The sequence below is a fragment of the Streptacidiphilus jeojiense genome (assembly GCF_000719095.1).
Lineage (GTDB): Bacteria > Actinomycetota > Actinomycetes > Streptomycetales > Streptomycetaceae > Streptacidiphilus > Streptacidiphilus jeojiensis.
In genome coordinates this window covers 246,676-268,668 of sequence record NZ_JOEH01000016.1, presented here as the reverse complement: position 1 = coordinate 268,668, position 21,993 = coordinate 246,676, and the positions used below count along the sequence as shown (strand labels likewise).

Sequence of the window (21,993 nt, the reverse complement as noted above, 5' to 3'; positions counted from 1 at the left end):
TGCGGGGCGATCCGGAGTTGTGACCCGCGTCGCGGGGGCGCGGGCGGTGCGACCGCGCGCGGCCCCGTACCATGGAGGTAAGCCGTGGCATGTGGTGCCCGGCAGGTGGCCCGGCGGCAGGTGGCGCGAACGACTCGGGAGGGTCGGCGCATTTGCGCATCGGTTACCACGCCCCACGACCCGGGAGATTCACCCCCGTATGCCCACGCGTAATGACATCCGAAACGTCGCCATCGTCGCCCACGTCGACCACGGCAAGACCACGCTGGTCGATGCCATGCTGAAGCAGGCGGGTGCGTTCGCCGCTCACCAGCACCTCGACGACCGCATGATGGACTCCAACGACCTGGAGCGCGAGAAGGGCATCACCATTCTCGCCAAGAACACCGCGGTCAAGTACCACCCCAAGGGTGGCGGCGACGTGGTGACCATCAACATCATCGACACCCCCGGCCACGCCGACTTCGGTGGCGAGGTCGAGCGCGGCCTGTCCATGGTCGACGCCGTCGTGCTGCTGGTCGACGCCTCCGAGGGTCCGCTGCCGCAGACCCGCTTCGTGCTGCGCAAGGCGCTGACCGCGAACCTGCCGGTCATCCTGTGCATCAACAAGACGGACCGTCCGGACTCGCGGATCGACGAGGTCATCAACGAGACCTACGACCTGTTCCTGGACCTGGACGCGACCGAGGAGCAGATCGAGTTCCCGATCGTCTACGCCTGCGCCCGTGACGGCGTCGCCTCGCTGACCAAGCCGGAGAACGGCACCGTCCCGGCGGACAGCGAGAACCTGGAGCCGTTCTTCTCCACCATCCTGGCGTCGGTCCCGGCCCCCACCTACACCGAGGGCGCCCCGCTCCAGGCGCACGTCACCAACCTGGACGCGGACAACTTCCTCGGCCGCATCGCGCTCTGCCGGGTCGAGGAGGGCGAGCTCCGCAAGGGCCAGCAGGTCGCCTGGATCCAGCGGGACGGCACCATCAAGCAGGTCAAGGTCACCGAGCTGCTGATGACCGAGGCGCTCACCCGCAAGCCGGCCGACCTGGCCGGCCCCGGCGACATCTGCGCCATCGCCGGCATCCCGGACATCATGATCGGCGAGACCCTGGCCGACCTGGAGAACCCGATCGCGCTGCCGCTGATCACGGTGGACGAGCCGGCCATCTCGATGACCATCGGCACCAACACCTCGCCGCTGGTCGGCAAGGGCGGCAAGGGCCACAAGGTCACCGCCCGGATGGTGAAGGACCGGCTGGACCGCGAGCTGATCGGCAACGTCTCGCTCCGGGTGCTGCCGACCGAGCGCCCGGACGCCTGGGAGGTCCAGGGCCGCGGCGAGCTGGCGCTGGCGATCCTGGTGGAGACCATGCGCCGGGAGCTCTTCGAGCTGACCGTCGGCAAGCCGCAGGTGGTCACCAAGACCATCAACGGCAAGCTGCACGAGCCGGTCGAGCGGATGACCATCGACTCCCCCGAGGAGTACCTGGGCGCGATCACGCAGCTCATGGCGACCCGCAAGGGCCGGATGGAGACCATGACCAACCACGGCTCGGGCTGGGTCCGGATGGAGTTCATCGTCCCCTCCCGCGGCCTGATCGGCTTCCGCACCCAGTTCCTCACCGACACCCGCGGCACCGGTATCGCGCACAGCATCTTCGAGGGCCACGAGCCGTGGTTCGGCGAGATCCGGATGCGCAACAACGGCTCGCTGGTCGCCGACCGGGCCGGCGTGGTGACGCCGTTCGCGATGATGGGCCTGCAGGAGCGCGGCGTAATCTTCGTCGAGCCCACCACGGAGGTGTACGAGGGCATGATCATCGGCGAGAACTCCCGCGCCGACGACATGGACGTCAACATCACCAAGGAGAAGAAGCTCACCAACATGCGCGCCGCCTCCTCCGACACCACGGAGAACCTGGTGCCGCCGCGCAAGCTCTCGCTGGAGCAGTCGCTGGAGTTCTGCCGCGAGGACGAGTGCATCGAGGTCACCCCGGAGACCGTGCGCATCCGCAAGGTGGTCCTGGACGCGCAGACCCGTGGCCGCCAGCGCGGCCGCGCCAAGGCCTGACGCCCCCGCAGCACCCCGCAGCACCGCTTAGGACCCGGTAACGACCCGAGCGGCACCCGGCCGCCGCCCCGCCCCCTCCAGGGCGGGGCGGCGGCTTTTTCACGCCGTCCGTTCATCACACTGAGTAGTTGCCCTCAGGCCGAGTGTCAGTCCCGGATGGTACGGATATCGGTGACAGGATGCGTATGGGCGGATAAAGGTGTCCGTTTGATGGCTCCTTGCACCCACCTGGACACGCCCGGGTTGCGAGATATGAGTCACAGGCGTGTGATCAAACCGAAATCTAATTTGGTCACAGGCATCTCTGACGGTGACAGATAGTAGGAATCACGACGCTCGGGTCACCGGGTCTCGCGTCCCACGGCGCGGGCCCGCGAGCGACAGAGCGCAGGGCTCCCAGGGGTGGGCGCCGGGCGCACGGTACGACTGCACAGCACGTCTGAGGAGGCACGTCCATGCGTGGAGCCACGCGAGTCAAGTTCGCCGCCGGAGCGATCGCCATCGCCCTTGCGGCCACCGCCTGCAGCAGCAGTAGCAGCTCCGGCAGCTCCGGTGGAACGAACGCCAACGGCGTCGTGAACGCATGGTGGGGTGACCCGCAGAACCCGCTGGAGCCCGCGAACACCAACGAGGTCAACGGCGGCGCCGTCCTCGACATGATCATGACGGGCCTGGTCCAGTACGACCCCAAGACCAGCAAGGCGGAGAACGCGGTCGCGGACTCGATCACCTCCACGGACCAGCAGAACTGGACCGTCAAGCTGAAGTCCGGCTGGAAGTTCAGCGACGGCACCCCGGTCACCGCGAAGTCCTTCGTGGACGCCTGGAACTACGGCGCGCTGTCCACCAACAAGCAGGTCAACAGCAGCTTCTTCTCCTACATCGACGGCTACAACGCCGTCGCCCCGGCGAGTGGCAACCCGACCGCCAAGACCATGTCCGGGCTGAAGGTCGTGGACGACAGCACCTTCACGGTCAAGCTGTCGCAGAAGTTCTCCACCTGGCCGCAGACCCTGGGCTACACGGCGTACTACCCGCTGCCGGCCTCGTTCTACACGGACCACGCCGCGTTCCTGAACAAGCCGATCGGTGACGGTCCCTACAAGATCGACTCCTGGACCAAGAGCCAGCAGATGAAGCTGGTCCCCAACGCCGACTACACCGGCACCAACAAGCCGAAGAACGGCGGGGTGACCCTCAAGGTCTACACCGACACCAACGCGGCCTACGCGGACCTGCAGTCCGGCAACCTCGACGTCGACAACGGCGTGCCGAACGCCGCGCTGAAGACCATCAAGACCGACCTGAACGGCCGCTTCCTGAACGAGCCGGCCGGCATCATCCAGACCATCTCGTTCCCGATGTACCAGGCCAACTGGAACACCGCGGGCGCCAAGCTGGTCCGCCAGGGCATCTCGATGGCGATCGACCGCGACACCATCACCAAGACGATCTTCGACAACACCCGCACCCCGGCCACCGACTGGACCTCCCCGGTGCTCGGCGAGGCCGGCGGCTACAAGTCCGGCCTGTGCGGCGACGTCTGCACCTACAACCCCACCAAGGCCAAGGAGCTGGTCGCCCAGGGCGGCGGCATCCCCGGCGGCCAGCTGACCATCAGCTACAACGCCGACGGTCCGCACAAGGAGTGGGTGGACGCGGTCTGCAACAGCATCAACAACGCCCTGGGCAACACCAAGGCCTGCGTCGGCAAGCCGGTCGGCACCTTCGCCGACTTCCGCAACCAGGTCACCAACAAGCAGATGACCAGCGCCTTCCGTACCGGATGGCAGATGGACTACCCGCTGATCCAGGACTTCCTGCAGCCGCTGTACACCACCACCGGCGGCTCCAACGACGCGCACTACAGCAACGCGCAGTTCGACGCGCTGGTCAACCAGGCCAACGCGGAGAGCGACACCACCAAGGCCGTCCAGGACTTCCAGTCCGCCGAGAAGCTGCTCATCACCGACCTGCCGGCGATCCCGCTGTGGTACCAGAACGGCACGGTGGGCTGGTCCTCGAAGGTCGACAATGTGACGCTGGACCCCTTCAGCGTCCCGGTCTACACCGACATCACCGTCAAGTAGTCGTCCGCACACCCTGACAGCTGCTTAGACGACGCCGGGCGGCGGCCGGACCCCACAGGGTTCCGACCTGCCGCCCGGCCGACTCCCTGGAGGTTTCATGGGGCGCTACGTCATCAGACGACTGCTCCAGATGATCCCGGTCTTCATCGGGACCACTTTCATCATCTTCGCGATGGTGCACGCCCTCGGCGACCCCGTGAACGCGCTGTTCGGAGACAAGGCACCGTCTCCGGCGGTGGCGGCGCAGATCCGTGACTCCCTCGGCCTGAACGACCCCCTGTGGGTGCAGTACCTGCACTACATGAAGGGCATCTTCACCGGGGACCTCGGGACCACCTTCAGCGGGCAGCAAGTCACCGCGCTCCTGGCCTCCGCCTACCCCACCACGCTCAAGCTCACCGCCGTGGCCTTCACCATCGAGGTGGTGCTCGGCATCGGGCTCGGGCTGCTCAGCGGCCTGCGCCGGGGCAAGTCCGTGGACACCCTGGTGATGGTGATGACCCTGATCGTCATCTCGATCCCGGTCTTCGTCATCGGTTACGTGCTGCAGTACCTGTTCGGCGTGAAGTGGGGCATCACCAACGCGACGGTGGGCTACGGCGCCCCGATCGGCGACCTGATCCTGCCCGGCTTCGTGCTCGCCTCGGTCTCGCTGGCCTACGTGGCCCGGCTGACCCGGACCACCGTCGCCGAGAACAGCAAGGCCGACTACGTCCGCACCGCGACGGCCAAGGGCCTGCCGCGGTGGCGGGTGGTCACCCACCACCTGCTGCGCAACTCGCTGATCCCGGTGATCACCTTCCTCGGTACCGACCTCGGCGCCCTGATGGGCGGCGCGCTGGTCACCGAGCGCATCTTCAACATCCAGGGTGTCGGCTACTGGCTCTACCAGGGCATCCTCCGCCAGAACACCCCGACCGTGGTGGGCTTCGTGACCATCCTGGTCGTGGTCTACCTCCTGGCCAACCTGCTCGTCGACCTGCTCTACGCGGTCCTGGACCCGAGGATCCGTTATGCCTGACCAGCAGCCGAACAAGCCCGCCGGCGTCCCCGAGGACTCCAGCACCGAGCTCTCCAGCGCCTTCCCGGAGACCCCCACCCTGGGGGCGATGGGAGCCCAGCCGCTGCTGGAGAAGGAGGACCTCTCGCACACCCCGCCGCAGTCGGCCGAGGCCGTCTCGGTGGTGGACCGCGAGGTGGCCCGCAGCCTGTGGCAGGACGCCTGGCGCGAACTGCGCCGCAACCCGGTCTTCCTGATCTCCGGTGTGCTGATCGTCTTCCTGGTGCTGGTGGCGATCTGGCCCGGACTGTTCACCTCCACCAGCCCGCTGACCTGCGACCTCTCCAAGTCGCAGCTGGGGCCCACCTCCGGGCACCCGTTCGGCTTCGACACCCAGGGCTGCGACGTCTACGCCCGCACCATCCACGGTGCCCGGGCCTCCATCACCGTCGGCGTGTTCGCCACCGCGGGCTCGGCGCTGCTGGGCACCCTGATGGGCGGCCTGGCCGGCTTCTTCGGGGGCTGGATCGACGCGATCATCTCCCGGATCGCCGACATCTTCTTCGGCATCCCGATCCTGCTCGGCGGACTGGTCTTCCTGTCCGTCATCCCGAGCCAGTCGATCTGGGTCGTGGTCGGGTTCATCGTGGTGCTCGGCTGGCCGCAGATCGCGCGCATCGCCCGAGGCGCGGTGATCACCGCCAAGCAGCAGGACTACGTCACCGCCGCGCAGGCGCTGGGGGCCAGCAACAGCAGGATGCTGCTCCGGCACATCATGCCGAACGCCCTCGCCCCGATCATCGTGGTGTCGACCATCGCCCTGGGTACCTACATCTCCCTGGAGGCGACGCTGTCCTACCTCGGCGTCGGCCTGAAGCCGCCGACCGTCTCCTGGGGCATCGACATCTCGGCGGCGGCGGACACCTTCCGCAACGCGCCGCACATGCTGCTGTTCCCGGCCGGCGCGCTGTGCATCACCATCCTGGCGTTCATCATGCTCGGCGACGCCGTCCGTGACGCCCTCGACCCCAAGCTTCGCTGAGAGAGGCGGAAACGTGAGCACTGCAGTCTCCGCACGCGCGAAGACCGGCGACACCGAAGAGGCCCCGCTGCTGCAGGTCCGCGACCTGCACGTGGAGTTCCGCACCAGGGACGGCGTGGCCAAGGCCGTCAACGGCGTCAACTACAGCGTCCGGGCCGGCGAGACCCTCGCCATCCTGGGCGAGTCCGGTTCCGGCAAGTCCGTGTCCTCGCAGGCCGTCATGGGCATCCTGGACAGCCCGCCCGGGTTCGTCACCGGCGGCGAGATCATGTTCAAGGGCCGCGACCTGCTGAAGCTCTCCAACGAGGAGCGGCGCAAGGTCCGTGGCGCGCAGATGGCCATGGTCTTCCAGGACGCCCTGTCCTCGCTGAACCCGGTGCACACCGTCGGCACCCAGCTCGGCGAGATGTACCGGGTGCACAAGGGCAGCTCCCGCAAGGACGCCAAGCTCAAGGCCATCGAGTTGATGGAGCGGGTCGGCATCCCCGGGGCGAAGGAGCGGGTCAACCAGTACCCGCACCAGTTCTCCGGCGGTATGCGCCAGCGCGTCATGATCGCCATGGCGCTGGCCCTGGAGCCCGACCTGATCATCGCCGACGAGCCCACCACCGCCCTGGACGTCACCGTCCAGGCCCAGGTGATGGAGCTGCTGGGCGACCTCCAGCGCGAGTACAACATGGGCCTGATCCTGATCACCCACGACCTCGGCGTGGTCGCCGACGTCGCGGACAAGATCGCGGTGATGTACGCGGGCCGGATCGTCGAGACCGCGCCGGTGCACGAGCTCTACGCGCGCCCGGCCCACCCCTACACCCGCGGCCTGCTGGACTCGATCCCGCGGCTGGACCAGAAGGGCCAGGAGCTCTACGCGATCAAGGGCCTGCCGCCGAACCTGCTGCGTATCCCGTCCGGCTGCGCCTTCAACCCGCGCTGCCCGATGGCGCAGGACATCTGCCGCTCCGAGGTGCCGCCGCTGCACGCGGTGACCGAGCAGGACGGGCGGGCCCTGCCCGGCCGCGGCAGCGCCTGCCACTTCTGGAAGGAGACCCTCCATGGCTAGCCCCGTGTCCTCAGTGCCCGCCGAGGAAGCGATCGAGGCCGCCGTCGAGAAGCCGGTCGAGCGCGGCGAGCCGATCCTCCAGGTCCGCGACCTGGAGAAGCACTTCCCGCTGACCCAGGGCATCCTGATCAAGAAGCAGGTCGGCGCGGTCAAGGCCGTCGACGGCGTCTCCTTCGACCTGTACCAGGGCGAGACCCTGGGCATCGTCGGCGAGTCCGGCTGCGGCAAGTCGACCCTCGCCAAGGTGCTGATGAACCTGGAGCGGGCCACCGCGGGCCAGGTGCTCTACAAGGGCGAGGACATCTCCAGGGCGTCCGGCCGGGCGCTCAAGGCGATCCGCCGCAACATCCAGATGGTCTTCCAGGACCCGTACACCTCGCTGAACCCCCGGATGACCGTGGGCGACATCATCGGCGAGCCGTTCGAGATCCACCCCGAGGTGGCCCCCAAGGGCGACCGCCGCAAGGCGGTGCAGGACCTGCTGGACGTGGTCGGGCTCAACCCCGAGTACATCAACCGGTACCCGCACCAGTTCTCCGGCGGCCAGCGCCAGCGCATCGGCATCGCCCGCGGCCTGGCCCTGAAGCCCGAGGTGATCATCGCGGACGAGCCGGTGTCGGCGCTGGACGTCTCGGTGCAGGCCCAGGTGATCAACCTGCTGGAGCAGCTGCAGGACGAGTTCAACCTCTCCTACATGTTCATCGCCCACGACCTCTCGATCGTGCGTCACATCTCCGACCGGGTCGGCGTGATGTACCTCGGCAAGATGGTGGAGATCGGCAGCGACGAGGAGATCTACGAGCACCCGACCCACCCGTACACCCAGGCGCTGCTGTCGGCGGTGCCGGTGCCGGACCCGTCCGGGCGCGAGGGTCGCGAGCGGATCCTGCTCTCCGGCGACATCCCCTCGCCGGCCAACCCGCCGTCGGGCTGCCGCTTCCGCACCCGCTGCTGGAAGGCGCAGGAGAAGTGCTCGATCGACGTGCCGCTGCTGGCCGTCCCCGAGGTCTTCCGCGGCCAGAGCACCCCGGCTGCGCACGCTTCGGCCTGCCACTTCGCCGAGGACGTGGACGTGGTCGGCGCCGGTTGACCCAGTCCTGCTCCAACGGCTGAGGCCCCCACCCCGTACCCGGGGTGGGGGCCTCAGCCGTTGGCTACGCGAAGCGGATCAGCTGGTGAAGCCGATGTTCTCGTAGACGACCTCGTCCTGGTCCTGGGGCGCGCCCAGGTTGGCGAGGGTCTTCTTGGCACCGTAGATGTCGGCGCGCTGGTAGAGCGGGAAGACGCCCGCGTCCTGCCAGATGGCCTTGTCGGCGGCGTTGGCGTCGGCGATGGCCTGGGTGTGGTCCAGGTCGGCGATGCTCTTGTTCATCAGGGAGTCGACGTTGGGGTCGCTGGTCCAGGCGAAATTCTGGAAGTTGTTGCTGCCAACCGGCGACTGGTAGATCGAGTAGTTGGACGAGACCGGCCAGGCGTTGCCCAGCCAGGAGAACGCGGTCAGGTCGAACTTGCCGGGCTGGACGTACTTGTCGAAGAAGTCGTCCGAGGGCACGGCGCTGATGTCCAGCTTGACGCCGACGGCGGCGAACATGGCCTGCAGCAGCACGCTCTCGTTCTTGGAGACCGCGGTGCCGTCCGGGTAGACGAAGGTCAGCTCAAGGGTCTTGCCGTCCTTCTGGCGGTACTGGCCGTTCAGCTTCCAGCCGGCCGCGTCCAGCCCGGCCTTGGCGGCGGTGGGGTCGTACTTGCCGAGAACGCCGGCGTTGTCCTGGTACCCCTCCTGGTTGTTCATGAAGAAGTGGTTGTTGAGCAGCAGCGCCGGCCAGCCGAGACCCTTGAGGTCCGAGTTGGCGATGGCGGTGCGGTCGATCGCCTGGAACAGCGCCTGGCGGACCTTGACGTCCGACAGCAGCGGCGACTTGGCGTTGAAGGTGACGTGACGGAACTGGGGGCCTGCGGCCTCCCGGATCTCGCCGTCGGAGCGGCCCTGGGCCTGCTTCACACCGGCCGCGCTCGGGCCGATGTTGAGGTAGTCGACCTCGCCGTTGGCGAAGGCGCCGTCGGCCGCGTCGGTGGTCATCGCGCGGAAGACGATCTTGTCCAGGATGGCCGGGTCGCCCCACCAGTTGGGGTCACGGGCGACCGTGACGGTGCTGGTGGTCGCGTTCATGGACTCGATCTTGAACGGGCCGGCGGTGACCGGGATCTTGTTCAGGAAGCCCTTGTTGAACTCGTCCGGGGTGCTCTGCGCGCTGGCCGGGTACAGCGGCGCGAACAGCGAGGTCCAGTCGCCGAAGTTCTGGTCGAAGGTGACCACGACCTGCTGCGGCGAGGTGCCCGCGACCACGGAGGTGATGTTGGAGTAGCCGGTCGAGCTGCCGATCTGGTACTTGGTGTTCTTGCCGTTCAGGGCCTGCCACTGGGCGGCGAAGTCCTTGTAGCTGATCGCCGTGCCGTCGGACCACTTGGCCTTGGGGTTGATGTTGTAGGTGACCGTCTGCTTGCCGTTCACCGTGGTCACCGTGGGCATGCCGGTGAGGTAGTTGGTGTTGGGCGTGACCTTCTGGGTGGCCGGGTCGACCCGGAAGATGATCGGCTCGACGGCCTCGATCACCGCGTCGGTGGAGTACTCGGCGCCGTTGATCTGGTTGTAGTTCCACTGGGTGGAGTACTGGTCGATGGCCCAGGTGAGGGTGCCACCCTGCTTCAGGGCTGAACGCGGCTGGGCATTGATCTTGATGGTGTTGGCGGCCAGCGAGGTCGCGGAAGGCTTGGCCGACGAACCGGCCTTGCTGCCACCGCTGCTGCTGCAGGCGGAGAGGCCGAGGCTGGCCACGGCCATGGTCGCCACCAGCGCGACCGGAATCCTGGTGTGCTTCAAGGAGGTCTCCTCACGAGAGCCGACATTGTCAGTAGGTGGTGCCTATGCAGTTGTGCGTATGCGGTGGTGCTTCTGCGGTGGTGCGCCTTGCTTCCACCGGCAGGGTCCGGACGATCCGTCAGACCACTGCCAGGGCCTCCGCGAAGTGGCAGGCTGCGGTGTGGTCCGGGGCCAGCGTGTGCAGCTGGGGGTCCTCGGACTCGCAGCGCTGCTGCTCGCCGGGGTTGAGCTGGAGGTACTTGGGGCAGCGGTTGCGGAAGCGGCAGCCGCTGGGCACATTGGCCGGGCTCGGCAGGTCGCCGGTCAGCAGGATGCGCTCGCGGGCGCGCTCCTTCTGCGGGTCCGGCAGCGGCACCGCCGAGAGCAGGGCCTGGGTGTAGGGGTGCGAGGGCTCGTGGAAGACGCTCCTGGTCTCGCCCAGCTCCACGATCCGGCCCAGGTACATCACCGCGATCCGGTCCGCGATGTGGCGCACCACCGAGAGGTCGTGGGCGACGAAGAGGTAGCTGAGCCCCATCCGCGACTTGAGCTCGTCCAGCAGGTTGAGCACACCCGCCTGGATGGACACGTCCAGGGCGGAGACCGGCTCGTCCAGCACCACCAGCTTGGGTTCCAGGGCGAGCGCCCTGGCGATGCTGATGCGCTGGCGCTGGCCGCCGGAGAACTCCTGCGGGAAGCGGTCCGAGTGGTCGGGGTTGAGGCCGACCAGCTCCAGCAGTTCCGGGATCCGGGCGTCGGTCCTGGCGCGGTCCCAGCCGTGGGTCTTCAGCGGCTCGGCCAGGATGTCGCCGATCGGCATCCGGGCGTCCAGCGAGGCCATCGGGTCCTGGAAGACGATCTGCATGTCCCGGCGCAGGGCCTTGCGGGCCTTGGCGCCCTTGACCTCGCGGACGTCCTTGCCGAAGACCGTCACGCTGCCGGCCTGACCGCCGGTCAGGTCCATGATCTCCAGCAGGGTGGTGGTCTTGCCGCAGCCGGACTCGCCGACCAGGCCCAGGGTCTCACCCTCCTTGATCTCCAGGGTGATCCCGTCCACCGCCTTGACCGTGCCGATCTTGCGCTTGAAGACCGCGCCCTTGAGCAGTGGGAAGTGCTTGACCAGGTTGTCGACCTCGAGCACCGCGGTGCGCTCCTCGCGCGGCAGCCGCTCGATCTCGTGGGCCTCGGGCAGCGGCGGGATCGGGTAGATGGTCGCCGGGTCGAGCAGGCCCTCTCCGCCGCCCTCCGCGAGCTCCCTGGAGCGGTGGCAGGCGGAGGGGTGGTTGGCCCCGGGTGCGGTCAGCAGCTCGGGCTCGCGCTCGCGGCAGACGTCGATCGCGATCGGGCAGCGGGCCTCGAAGGGGCAGCCCTTGGGCAGCGCGACCATGGACGGGGGAGTGCCGTCGATGGGGGTCAGCGCCCGGCGCTCGTCGGCGTCCACACGCGGGATGGAGCCCAGCAGGCCGATGGTGTAGGGCATCCGGGGGCGGTAGTAGACCTCGTCCACCGGCCCGTTCTCCACCGGTCGGCCCGCGTACATCACCATCACCCGGTCGGCGAAGCCGGCGATCACGCCCAGGTCGTGAGTGATCATCACAATGGCGGCGCCGGTGACGTCCTGGGCCTTCTTCAGCACCTCCAGCACCTGCGCCTGGATGGTGACGTCCAGGGCGGTGGTGGGCTCGTCGGCGATGATGATCTTCGGGTCGTTGGCGATGGCCATGGCGATCATCGCGCGCTGGCGCATACCGCCGGAGAACTCGTGCGGGAAGGCGTCCACCCGCTGGTGCGGGTCCGGGATGCCGACCAGGTCGAGCAGTTCGATGGCCCGGGTGCGGGCCTTCACCTTGTCCAGGTCCTGGTGGACCTGGATGGCCTCGATGATCTGGGTGCCGATGGAGTACACCGGGGTCAGCGCCGACAGCGGGTCCTGGAACACCATGGCGATGTCCTTGCCGCGGATCTTCGACATCTTGGCGTCGTTCAGACCCAGCAGCTCGCGCCCGTCCATCCGGATCGAGCCGCGCACATCGGCGCTGTCGGGCAGCAGCCCGAGGACGGCCATCGAGCTGACGGACTTCCCGGAGCCGGACTCGCCGACGATGCCGAGCACCTCGCCCGGGCGGACGGAGTAGGAGACCCCGCGCACAGCCTTGACCGGACCGGCCTCGCTGGGGAAGGAGACATGCAGGTCGGAGACCTCCAGCAGCGGCGGGACGCCGCCGTGGCGGTCGGCCGCCGGCTCCTTGCTCGTCTCGATCACGGGGGTGAGTCCTTCCTCGGTGGTGCTGTCTTGAGGGGTGCCGCCGGCGCGGCTGCTCGCGGTGCTCATGCCTGGCTCAGCACCTCGGTCGATCCGACGCGCTGCCCGGGGACCTCGTCCGACTCGTCGCCCTTGCTCTTGCCCTTCTCCTTGATCGCCTTGGCCTGGGCCTTGGCGTTCGAGGAGTTGGGGTCGTAGGCGTCGCGCAGACCGTCGCCGATGAAGGCGATGGCGAGCCCGAAGAGGACCAGGAAGCCGGCCGGGAACCAGAACAGCCACTGGTAGGTGGTGGCGTAGGAGGTGCCGTCGGCGATGACCGTGCCCAGCGAGACGTCCGGGGGCTGGATGCCGAAGCCGAAGTAGGAGAGCGAGCTCTCGCCGATGACCGCCAGGCTGACCTGGATGGTGCCGTCGATGATCAGCAGCGAGGCCATGCTGGGCAGGATGTGCCGGAAGATGATCCTGATGTCGGACACGCCCATGTACTTGGCGGCCTTGACGAATTCACGGTCCTTCAGCGTCAGCGTCATGCTGCGGACGATCCGCGCTGTGATCATCCAGCTGAACAGGGCCAGCAGGACGACCAGGATCAGCCAGGTGGACTTGGCGAAGCTCGGGGAGAGCACCGCGATGATCAGGAAGCTGGGCAGGACCAGCAGCATGTCGACGAACCACATGGTGACCCGGTCGACCCAGCCGCCGAAGTAGCCGGCGGCGGCGCCCAGGGTGGCGGCGAGGGTCGTCGTGATGAGGCCCACCAGGATGCCGATGATCAGCGACTTCTGCAGGCCCCGGGTGGTCAGCGCGAAGATGTCGGTGCCGGCCTGGTCGGTGCCGAACCAGTGGCTGGCCGACGGTCCGTCGAGGAAGGCCTCGAAGTCGTGGTCGTCGAAGCCCCACTTGTCCACCAGCGGGCCCAGGTAGGCGAAGAGGAACAGCAGCACCAGGATGCCGATGCCCACCAGTGCCAGTTTGTTGCGGGCGAAGCGGCGCAGGGTCAGTCGGCCGCGTCCGACGCGGCGTGGGGGCAGCAGCGCCGGGGTGGCGTCCGCTTCCGGCTCGTGCTGGACGTTCTGCTGGGTGCTCATCTCTCTTCACTCTCCTGATCGGGCGGTCGCACTGCTGCGGTTCGGGTGGGCCCCTGGGGGGTGTTCGGGGCTCAGCTGAAGCGCACCCGCGGATCGAGCGCGGAGTAGATCAGATCGGACAGGAGGCCGGCGACCAGGACGACCGCGGCGGTGAACAGGCTGACCGCGGCGACGGAGTTGACGTCGTTGGTGGTGATGGACAGCACCAGCCACTCACCCATGCCGTGCCAGCCGAAGATGGTCTCGGTGAAGGTGGCGCCGGTGAAGAGCAGCACGATGTTGTAGACCAGCAGCGGCACGATCGGCAGGATCGCGGTGCGCAGGCCGTGCTTCATCAGCGCGGTGCGCCGGCGCAGGCCCTTGGCCCGTGCCGTGCGCAGGAAGTCGCTGCCCAGCACGTCCAGCATGGTGTTGCGCTGGTAGCGGCTGTACTGGGCGATCTGGAACAGCGTCAGGGTGATGGTCGGCAGGATCAGGTGCTGGAGCCGACTGATCAACACCGGCCAGAAGCCGCTCAGGGTCGGGTTGTACTCGCCGATGTACTGGATGACCGTGGAGCCCGCCGCGTCGTTGATGTTCACGGCGAACATCTGTAGTGCGATCGCCACCACGAACACCGGCATGGCCAACAGGAAGAAGGAGGCGAGGGTGGTCCATCGGTCGAAGAACCGGTACTGCTTGATCGCCCCGTAGGCCCCCACCAGCACACCGCCGATGGAGCCGATGATGGTGGCGATGACGAGCAGCCGGATGCTGACGCCGACCTTGCGGCCGAAGTCGTCGGCGACCGAGCCGCCCTTGATGTCCAGCCCCAGATTCCCGTGTGCGATCCCGTCGACCCAACGCGCGTAGCGGACCACCACGGGCGTTTCCGGGTCGAGGTTGTAGGTCTTCAGGGTCGCGTCGATCTGCGCCGTCGTCGGGCGCGGTTTCTGCGCCTCGAAATTCGCACGCGGGTTGAGGCTCAGGGCCGCAAGGAAGTAGGCCAGTGATGTGGCCACGATGACCAGAATCAGGTAGTTGGCCAATCGGCGCAGCATGTAGCGACCCAACGCTGTTCATCTCCTTCGTGCGTTTCCCGCGCTCGACCCCCGACGACCGGCGCACCTGTGCGGATGGCAGGTCGCGCACGGGCAGGAAATCTTTCGGGATCACTGAGCCTGGGACTAACATCCGCCGCTGTTCAACGGCTTGAGGACTCATCCTGATGGGACGAGATGGTCATGTCGACAGAGCGCTGATCAAAGATTGGTAACGCTCTAAACGTCGGTAATAGATGCTCTGGCCTACAGGTATTACAGTGCCACCACTGGGGCGGGTGGCATGCAGTTTTGCTGAGAGCGACAGTTGGAGCAGAGTTGTCCGGAATGCGGACGGGAAATGCCCCCCAAGCTAACTATCGCCTCGATAGGCACAATATATGTATCTAAGCCTCAAAGCGGACATGCAGGACAAAGTTAAGCGGTAGTTGAACCCTGGATTTCATTGTCGAAGACCAATTCGACCGGCCCGGTCGCGAGAGTTCTTCCACCCCACGGGCTCCGTGTAACCCACTTGTCACAAAGGAATAGCGTGACCGACATAGCACCGCAGTGGCCGGTGCCTGGGGTCAGGTACCGGCCACTGCGGGGGAGTGGGAAATGTCGGTTACAGAGAGATTGTCCGGTCGCCGCCGGGCTTGCTGAGCAGCTGGGTCAGCGCGGTGGCGATGTCCTTGGTGGTGACCGTGGAGCCCTGCTTGGTGGTCAGCCCGTTGAAGGTGCTGCCGATCGCGTCCTGCAGCTTGGTCAGGTCGAAGACCGGCACCACCTTGCCGCTCGCGTCCGGCTGCAGGGTGAGCGAGGAGCTGAAGGTCTTGTTGCCGAACAGCTGGGAGACCCCGTGCACGGTCACCGTGAACTTGTGCTGCCCGGCCCAGGCGCCGATCGAGGCGGCCGCGGACTTCAACTGGGCCGCCGAAGCCTTCGGCTGAGTGGTCGTCACCGGGACGGTCACCGGCTTGTCCGGGATCCCGGCGGCACGGTTCCGGTAGGCCTGCTGCACCAGCGCCATCGCGGCGTCGACGTTCAGGGTCTGGCCGGACTGCGGTGCGGTGATCTGGGTGTTCCCGTCGGCGTCGAAGCGGATGCTGCCCTCCTTGGCTCCGGCCCCTCCGGTGGAGGCCAGCTGCTGGAGCGCCGACCGCAGCTTGTCGTCGTCGATCTTCACCACCGGTGCGACCGGGTGCTCCCCGCCGAACAGCGAGGGCAGCACCGAGGCCGGGTTGTAGCTGTGGTGGGCGACCGCCTGCACCGTGGCCGTGGTGTCGATGGTCAGCCCCGCCACCGAGGGGCTGAGCTGGACCTGCTTGGAGCCGATCACCAGCGTCAGCGGCTTGGCCGCGAGGACGCCGACGGTCCCGTCCAGGGTGTGCACGGCGACGTCCCGGGTGTCGCCGCCGATGTTCTGGCCGAGGACCGTGGTGCCCTTGGGGACATCGGTCTGATCGAGCATCAGGCCGGCGCCGTAGGCCACCCCGACGACCATCACCAGCAGACCTATGCCGGTGACCAGGAGCTTGCGGCTGCGTCCGGAGCGGGCGGGCTTGCGGGCCGAGGAGGCCGTCGCTGTCGCCGCCGCCGGCGCGTCGCCCTCGGTGGCCTTGCGGGGCGGGGCGCCCGCGCCGCCGGTGCCCCCGGCGAAGCCGTCGCCGATCGGCGCGGTCGCGGTCCGGCGCTGCGCCTGCGACTCCTGCTGCTGGGGCCGGCTCTGCTGCGGGGGCGGAGTCTGCTGCGACTGCTGCCGTCCGGCGGGGGCCGCGGCGGGGGTCCCCGCCGGTGCGGGCCGGGGCGCGCGCTGCGGGAGCGGTGCGGCGGGGGCCGCCGGTGGCGCCTGGGTGGCGGCTGAGGCCGCCACCGCGCCCGGGGCCTGGTCCCGGAACAGCGGGATGGCCGCGGTGGCGTCGGGATCCGGTCCCTGGGGTTCCTGGGGCGGCCGGTTGCGCTGTTGGGTGTCGGGTCCGCCGACGGCCAGTCCGCCGTTCAGCCCGGCCGGCCGGCCGGACGGCTGCGGGCCGGAGCCCAGCGGGCCGGAGCTCTGCGGGCCGGCCGGCTGCTGGTACGGGCTGCCCTGGTAGGGCTGCTCGTATCCGGGCTGTTCCAGGCCGGGTTGCGGGTAGGCCGTGCCCGGCTGCTCGAAGCGGGGCTGCTGCTGTCCGTAGGGGTCCTGCTGGTAGCCGCCCTGCGGCTGGAAGCCGGGCTGCTCGTACGGCGGCTGCTCGTACGGTGCCTGCTGGTAGGGGGTCTGCGGCTGGTAGCCGGGCTGCTCGTAGCCGAGCTGCGGGACGGCCTGCGTCTCCTCCTCCGGGGCCGCCGCGTAGCCGGGCTGCTGGTACGCGGGCGGCTCGTAGACCGGCTGTTCGAACGGCGGGGCAGCCGGAGCCGGGGCCGGTGCCGGGGTCGGCGGGGCCACCGGGGGAGCGGCCTGCGGCGCGGCCGCCGCGGGCTCGGTCGCCGACGGGGTCTTCTTGCGCGGAGCGAACCAGGTGCTGGGGGGCTCGGGCTGGTCGCCCGCCGCCGGGGTCGCCCCGGGCTCCTGGGTGCGCCACTCCGGCGGAAGGTCGGGCATCGGTGCGGCGGCGCTGCCGCGGTCCTCCATCACGCCCAGCACCGGCGAACTGGCGCTCACGGACCGGTGCCGCGGGCCGCCCGCCGCTGCGGCATCCGCCTCGGCGTCCGCGGCCGGGTCCTTGCCCGCGCCGGGTACCGGGCTGCGCACGACCACCGGCGGGATGGGCCGGGAGCCGGGGATGTTGATCCGGATGCGGGTGGTGAGGGTCGTCTCGGTGAGGGGCTCCTCGGGCGGAGCCCCGTCCGCGTCCGCGCCCGGGGCGCCGCCGGGCTGCCCGGCCCGGGAGAAGGCGGGATCGTTGGAGACCCCGTACGGGGGAGTGCCCGACGGATAGGCATCCGGACCAGGACGGGGCGGGGTCGACGGACTGTCAGATTCTCGGCTCACTGCGTCTGCTCCGGTTCGCTCCGCCGCCTGTGGGGACGGTGGTGCGGTTGTGGATCGTCGGTCTTGCGCCGTGTGCGCGCCGGCGGACAGGGCGTCAGGAGTCCAGTTCTGGATCGACCGTCGGCTACCGCCTTGAGGGTCTGCCGCCGTCGGGCGCCTTCGCCCCGGCGGCAACACCCCCCGTGTGTTGGTCCACCACCTTACTGGGCCGCAGGTGACTCTGACACGCCGACCGAATTTCGGGTTTTGCGGTGTCCTGGCCGGAAGTGATCAGCGGCCGACGGCGTCCCGGACGGCCCGCATCGCCGCTCGGGAGGGGAGCGTGGCGCAGATCACAGCCAGGGCCATCCCTCCGAGCAGGAAGACGTACGACCCGGTGTTCGCAGCCAGCAGGAAGTCGCCCTCGGGGCGCTGGGTGTTCGCCAGCAGCAGCATCGCGAACCAGCCGACGGCCGGCAGCGCGGCGCCGAGCCGGGTGCCGGTCAGCGTCCGTCCGCCGTGGAAGAGGGCGAAGGCGGCGCCCAGTGCCAGCAGCAGGCCGCCGGGGAACCACAGCGCCTGGACGAAGCAGCCGGCCAGGCCGACGGCCACCCCCGCCACGGTGAGCAGCACATAGGCGGTGATCCGGGCACCCTGTCCCAGCGTCACATCGGAGTCCGGGGCGGGGCGGGGCGAGGAGGAGCGCGGCGCGGGAACGGTCGCGCGGGCTCGGTCCTGGGGGCGGCTCATCGGGTCGGGTTCCTCACGGCGTCGGACAGGGCGGACGGAGCGGAAGGGGCGGGCTGGGCGGCCGTGACGATCCCGGCGAAGAGGTCGTCCTCGCGGCCGTCCGCGCCGGGCGGTCCGGCCTGGCCGCGGACCAGCCGGTAGGCCTCCATGGTCGGCACCGGCTGGCCGAGGTCGTTGGAGAGCGAGAAGAAGGGGCCGTCCACCGCGATCTGGGTGGCGTGGGCCCGCATCGCCGCGATCTTGCGGTCGGCGTAGGCGCTGCCGTCCACCACCGCGGTGACCTGCTCGTCCGGGACCACGCCGGGGACGTCGGCGGGGCCGGCGACGCCGGGGAACGGGAAGTCGCGGCCCTGGGAGCGCAGCGACTCGAAGAAGTCCTCGATCACCGACAGCGGCACGCAGTTCCAGTAGACCTTGTCGATGTCGTGGGCCGGGCCCAGCTCGGGGCGGAACCCCGGATCGGCGGCCAGCTCCTGGGCCCGCATCGCGGTGCGGTGCGCCTGGATGTGGTCGGGGTGGCCGTAGCCGCCGTTCTCGTCGTAGGTGACCAGCACCTGCGGCCTGGTCTCGCGGATCACCGCGACCAGGTGGCCCGCCGCCTCGTCCAGGTCGGCCTGCCAGAAGCAGTCGGGGCGCTCGTTGCTGGCGACGCCCATCATTCCCGAGTCCCGGTAGCGGCCGGCGCCGCCCAGGAAACGGTGGTCGGTGACCCCGAGCGCCCGCATCGCGGCGGCCAGCTCGCCGATGCGGTGCTGTCCCAGGGTGTCGTCCCGGTCAGCCGCGAGATGCCGCAGCTCGTCGCCGATCACCTCGCCCTCCTCGCCGAGGGTGCAGGTGACCAGGGTCACCAGGGCGCCCTCGGCGGCACAGCGGGCCATGGTGGCCCCGTTGCCGATGCTCTCGTCGTCCGGATGGGCGTGGACGAGCAGCAGCCGGCGCGCCGCCGAGGGGGAGGCAGGAGGGACGGTCGGGTCGGTCATGCGCCCAGCGTAAGGGCAGTGGCCGACAGCGGTCCCGAGGGAGCCTCGGCTCCCGGAGGGCGATCCCTCGGAGGCCGGTACCTCAGAGGCGGATCCCGGAGATCATCCCGGCGACGTTGGTGCTCAGGGTGTGGATCGGCTGCGCGATGGACGTGGAGGCGAGGTAGAACCCCAGCAGGGCGCAGACCACGGCGTGCACGAGCTTCAGTCCGGAGCGCCGGACCAGCAGGATGACAATGACCAGCATCAGGACGGCGGCGGAAATCGGCAGAACCATCGCGACTCACCTCTCAGCAGCGGCACGGCGGGGACTGCCGTACCGGTCGGGGGCGGGTGTGCAGTGCAGCTTCTGTGCAGCGCAGCTTGTTGATACCCAGAGAGTGACCGAGAGGTCACTTTCCGTCATCATGCATATGCCGGAGCATCGGTGCACGACCGGGGCGCACGCGTCGCGGGCGTGCCGCCCCGCCCCGGCGTCCGAACGGGCGAGCGAACGGCGGGTCGGGTTTGACCCACCCGGGGGACGATCCGCGCGCCCGCCTGCGGCTCTAAGGTCGGCCTATGACCACTCAGGACACGACGCCGGAGAACTCCTTCCCCCGCCAGTACTCGCGGACCCTGCGCTTCACCCTGGGCGCGCCACGGTCGTTCACCGTCTCCCCGGACGGCCGCAGGGTCGTCTTCCTGCGCTCCGCCGGTGCGTCCGAACGGGCGAACCTGCTCCAAGTTGTGGATCTTCCCGACGGCAGTACTCCGTTCGAGCGCATCGTCGCCGACCCGTCCGCCCTGCTCGGCAGCGGTGAGGAGGAGCTGAGCCCGGAGGAGCGGGCCCGGCGCGAGCGCAGCCGCGAGGGCTCGGCCGGGGTCGTCGGCTACGCCACCGACGCCGAGGCCACCCTGGCCGCCTTCGCCCTGTCCGGACGGCTGTTCGCCGCCGATCTGCTGGCAGGGGAGGGGCGGCGCGAAGCGCCTCAGACAAGGGTGGTGGCGGGCGACGGGTGGGCCGAGTTGCGGGCGCACGGTTCGGTGCTCGATCCGCGCCCCTCGCCGGACGGCGCCCAGATCGCCTATGCCACCGTCGCCGGCGAGCTGCGGGCGATCGGGTCCGACGGCAGCGGGGACCGGGCGCTGGCCGGGCCGTCCGGCGCCGAGGACGGCGAGGTGACCTGGGGCCAGGCCGAGTTCATCGCGCAGGAGGAGATGGACCGCAGCCGCGGCTTCTGGTGGTCCCCGGACAGCGACCGGCTGCTGGCGGCCCGGGTCGACTCCGGCCCGGTCCAGCGCTGGTGGATCGCCGACCCGGCCAACCCGGACCGCCCGGCGAGCGAGATCGCCTACCCCCGGGCCGGCAGCCCGAACGCCGAGGTCACCCTGGCCGTGCTGAGCCTGGACGGCGGCCGGGTCGAGGTGGTCTGGGACCGCGGGACCCACCCCTACCTGGCCCGGGTGCACTGGTCGGCGGGCGGTCCGCCGCTGCTCCTGGTCCAGTCCCGGGACCAGCGCAGCCAGCTCACGCTGGCCGTCGACCCGGAGACCGGTGCGACGACGGTGCTGCTGCGGGAGGAGGATCCGGCCTGGCTGGAGCTCTTCCCCGGGGTCCCGGCCTGGACCCCGGACGGGCGGCTGGTGCGGATCTCGGACGAGGGCGGGGCCCGCGCCCTGGTCGTCGGCGACACCCGGCTCACCGGCCCGGAACTGCAGGTCCGCGAGGTCCTGGAGATCGGCGCCGACGACGTGCTGTTCACCGCCTCGGCGGGGGAGGCCGCCACCGACCCGGAGATCGGCGAGGAACACCTGTACACCGTCGGCACCGCGGGGGGCAGCGGCGTCACCCGGGTCGGCACGGAACCCGGCCGCTACTCGGCGGTCCGCGCCGGAGCCGTCACCGTGGTCCAGTCCGCCGCCCTGGACCGCCCCGGGACCCTGGCGCGGGTGCACCGCGACGGCGTCCCGGTGCACACGGTCGGGTCCCTGGCCGACACCCCCGTGATCACCGCCCGGCCGCTGCTCACCCTGGCCGGCAAGAGCCGCATCCCGGCCGCGGTACTGCTCCCCACCGGCTACGACCGCGAGCGGGACGGGCTGCTGCCGGTGCTGATGAACCCCTACGGCGGGCCGCACGGACAGATGGTGGCGGCCGCGCAGAACCTGCATCTGACCTCGCAGTGGTTCGCCGACCAGGGCTTCGCGGTGGTGGTCGCCGACGGCCGGGGCACCCCGGGGCGCAGCCCGGCCTGGGAGAAGGCCGTCGCCTTCGACTTCGCCGGGGCCACCCTGGACGACCAGGTGGAGGCCCTGCAGGCGCTCGCCGAGGAGCATCCGCTGGACCTCACCAGGGTCGGCATCCGCGGCTGGTCCTATGGCGGCTACCTGGCCGCACTGGCCGTGCTGCGCCGCCCCGACGTGTTCCACGCCGCCGTCGCCGGGGCCCCGGTCACCGAGTGGGGGCTCTACGACACCCACTACACCGAGCGCTACCTCGGCCACCCCGCCGAGCGCCCGGAGGTGTACGCGGCCAACTCGCTCACCGCCGACGCGCCGAGGCTGACCCGCCCGCTGCAGCTGATCCACGGCCTCGCCGACGACAACGTGGTGGTCGCGCACACCCTGCGGCTCTCCTCGGCGCTGCTGGCCGCCGGTCGCCCGCACGAGCTGCTGCCGCTGTCCGGGGTCACCCACATGACCCCGCAGGAGGAGGTGGCGGAGAACCTGCTGCTGCTCCAGGTGGCCTTCCTGAAGCGCTCGCTGGGCCTGTAGCCACCGGTCGTGCGGGATCCGCAGACCCGGCATGACATCCGTCATGCCGGGTTCGGGACCGGC

General features: G+C 69.5%; 15 protein-coding genes. 7 read left to right on the top strand and 8 right to left on the bottom strand.

What is annotated here, in order from left to right:
- Positions 1-199 precede the first annotated feature (199 nt).
- From typA to IF29_RS0122150, 6 genes are all read left to right on the top strand, one after another.
- On the top strand, positions 200-2,065 hold the full coding sequence (typA, locus tag IF29_RS0122175; protein ID WP_030257747.1) for a translational GTPase TypA: 1,866 nt from the start codon (positions 200-202) through the stop codon (positions 2,063-2,065).
- A 455-nt stretch (positions 2,066-2,520) separates the two neighbouring features.
- Positions 2,521-4,155: a peptide ABC transporter substrate-binding protein gene (locus IF29_RS0122170; RefSeq protein WP_030257746.1), complete on the top strand. Its 1,635-nt coding sequence runs from the start codon at positions 2,521-2,523 to the stop codon at positions 4,153-4,155.
- A gap of 97 nt (positions 4,156-4,252) precedes the next feature.
- Positions 4,253-5,176 carry an ABC transporter permease gene (locus IF29_RS0122165; protein WP_030257744.1) on the top strand — a complete coding sequence of 308 codons (924 nt, stop codon included), beginning with the start codon at positions 4,253-4,255 and terminating at the stop codon, positions 5,174-5,176.
- Positions 5,169-6,197 (top strand): ABC transporter permease, encoded by a 1,029-nt coding sequence (locus IF29_RS0122160; protein WP_084714755.1) that lies wholly within the window; start codon positions 5,169-5,171, stop codon positions 6,195-6,197. The genes IF29_RS0122165 and IF29_RS0122160 overlap by 8 nt, the downstream gene beginning before the upstream one ends.
- Positions 6,198-6,210: 13 nt before the next feature.
- Positions 6,211-7,257, top strand: coding sequence for an ABC transporter ATP-binding protein (locus IF29_RS0122155; protein WP_030257739.1), 1,047 nt, complete (start codon positions 6,211-6,213; stop codon positions 7,255-7,257).
- Positions 7,250-8,347 carry an ABC transporter ATP-binding protein gene (locus IF29_RS0122150; RefSeq protein ID WP_030257736.1) on the top strand — a complete coding sequence of 366 codons (1,098 nt, stop codon included), beginning with the start codon at positions 7,250-7,252 and terminating at the stop codon, positions 8,345-8,347. The genes IF29_RS0122155 and IF29_RS0122150 overlap by 8 nt, the downstream gene beginning before the upstream one ends.
- 78 nt (positions 8,348-8,425) lie before the next feature.
- Here the strand turns inward: IF29_RS0122150 and IF29_RS0122145 are convergent, their stop codons facing one another.
- From IF29_RS0122145 to IF29_RS0122110, 8 genes are all read right to left on the bottom strand, one after another.
- Entirely contained in the window at positions 8,426-10,138 is a 1,713-nt protein-coding gene (locus IF29_RS0122145) for an ABC transporter family substrate-binding protein (protein WP_030257734.1), read from the bottom strand.
- Between the two features lie 118 nt (positions 10,139-10,256).
- On the bottom strand, positions 10,257-12,449 hold the full coding sequence (locus IF29_RS0122140; protein ID WP_084714753.1) for an ABC transporter ATP-binding protein: 2,193 nt from the start codon (positions 12,447-12,449) through the stop codon (positions 10,257-10,259).
- Positions 12,446-13,468, bottom strand: coding sequence for an ABC transporter permease (locus tag IF29_RS0122135; protein WP_084714751.1), 1,023 nt, complete (start codon positions 13,466-13,468; stop codon positions 12,446-12,448). Before IF29_RS0122135 ends, IF29_RS0122140 begins: the two co-directional genes overlap by 4 nt.
- A gap of 71 nt (positions 13,469-13,539) precedes the next feature.
- On the bottom strand, positions 13,540-14,520 hold the full coding sequence (locus IF29_RS0122130) for an ABC transporter permease (protein ID WP_157623866.1): 981 nt from the start codon (positions 14,518-14,520) through the stop codon (positions 13,540-13,542).
- Positions 14,521-15,115: 595 nt separating this feature from the next.
- Positions 15,116-17,464, bottom strand: a complete 2,349-nt coding sequence (locus IF29_RS0122125) for a peptidoglycan binding domain-containing protein (RefSeq protein ID WP_030257728.1) — start codon at positions 17,462-17,464, stop codon at positions 15,116-15,118.
- 270 nt (positions 17,465-17,734) lie between these two features.
- On the bottom strand, positions 17,735-18,193 hold the full coding sequence (locus tag IF29_RS42285; protein WP_084714747.1) for a DUF6113 family protein: 459 nt from the start codon (positions 18,191-18,193) through the stop codon (positions 17,735-17,737).
- Positions 18,190-19,173: an N-acetyl-1-D-myo-inositol-2-amino-2-deoxy-alpha-D-glucopyranoside deacetylase gene (gene mshB, locus IF29_RS0122115; protein ID WP_051725654.1), complete on the bottom strand. Its 984-nt coding sequence runs from the start codon at positions 19,171-19,173 to the stop codon at positions 18,190-18,192. The genes IF29_RS42285 and mshB overlap by 4 nt, the downstream gene beginning before the upstream one ends.
- A gap of 82 nt (positions 19,174-19,255) precedes the next feature.
- A complete protein-coding gene (locus IF29_RS0122110; protein ID WP_030257722.1) occupies positions 19,256-19,450 on the bottom strand; it encodes a hypothetical protein in 195 nt (64 codons plus the stop codon).
- A gap of 284 nt (positions 19,451-19,734) precedes the next feature.
- Here IF29_RS0122110 and IF29_RS0122105 point away from each other — a divergent pair, with 284 nt between their 5' ends.
- Positions 19,735-21,930: a S9 family peptidase gene (locus IF29_RS0122105; protein WP_030257720.1), complete on the top strand. Its 2,196-nt coding sequence runs from the start codon at positions 19,735-19,737 to the stop codon at positions 21,928-21,930.
- The last annotated feature ends 63 nt before the right edge of the window (positions 21,931-21,993 follow it).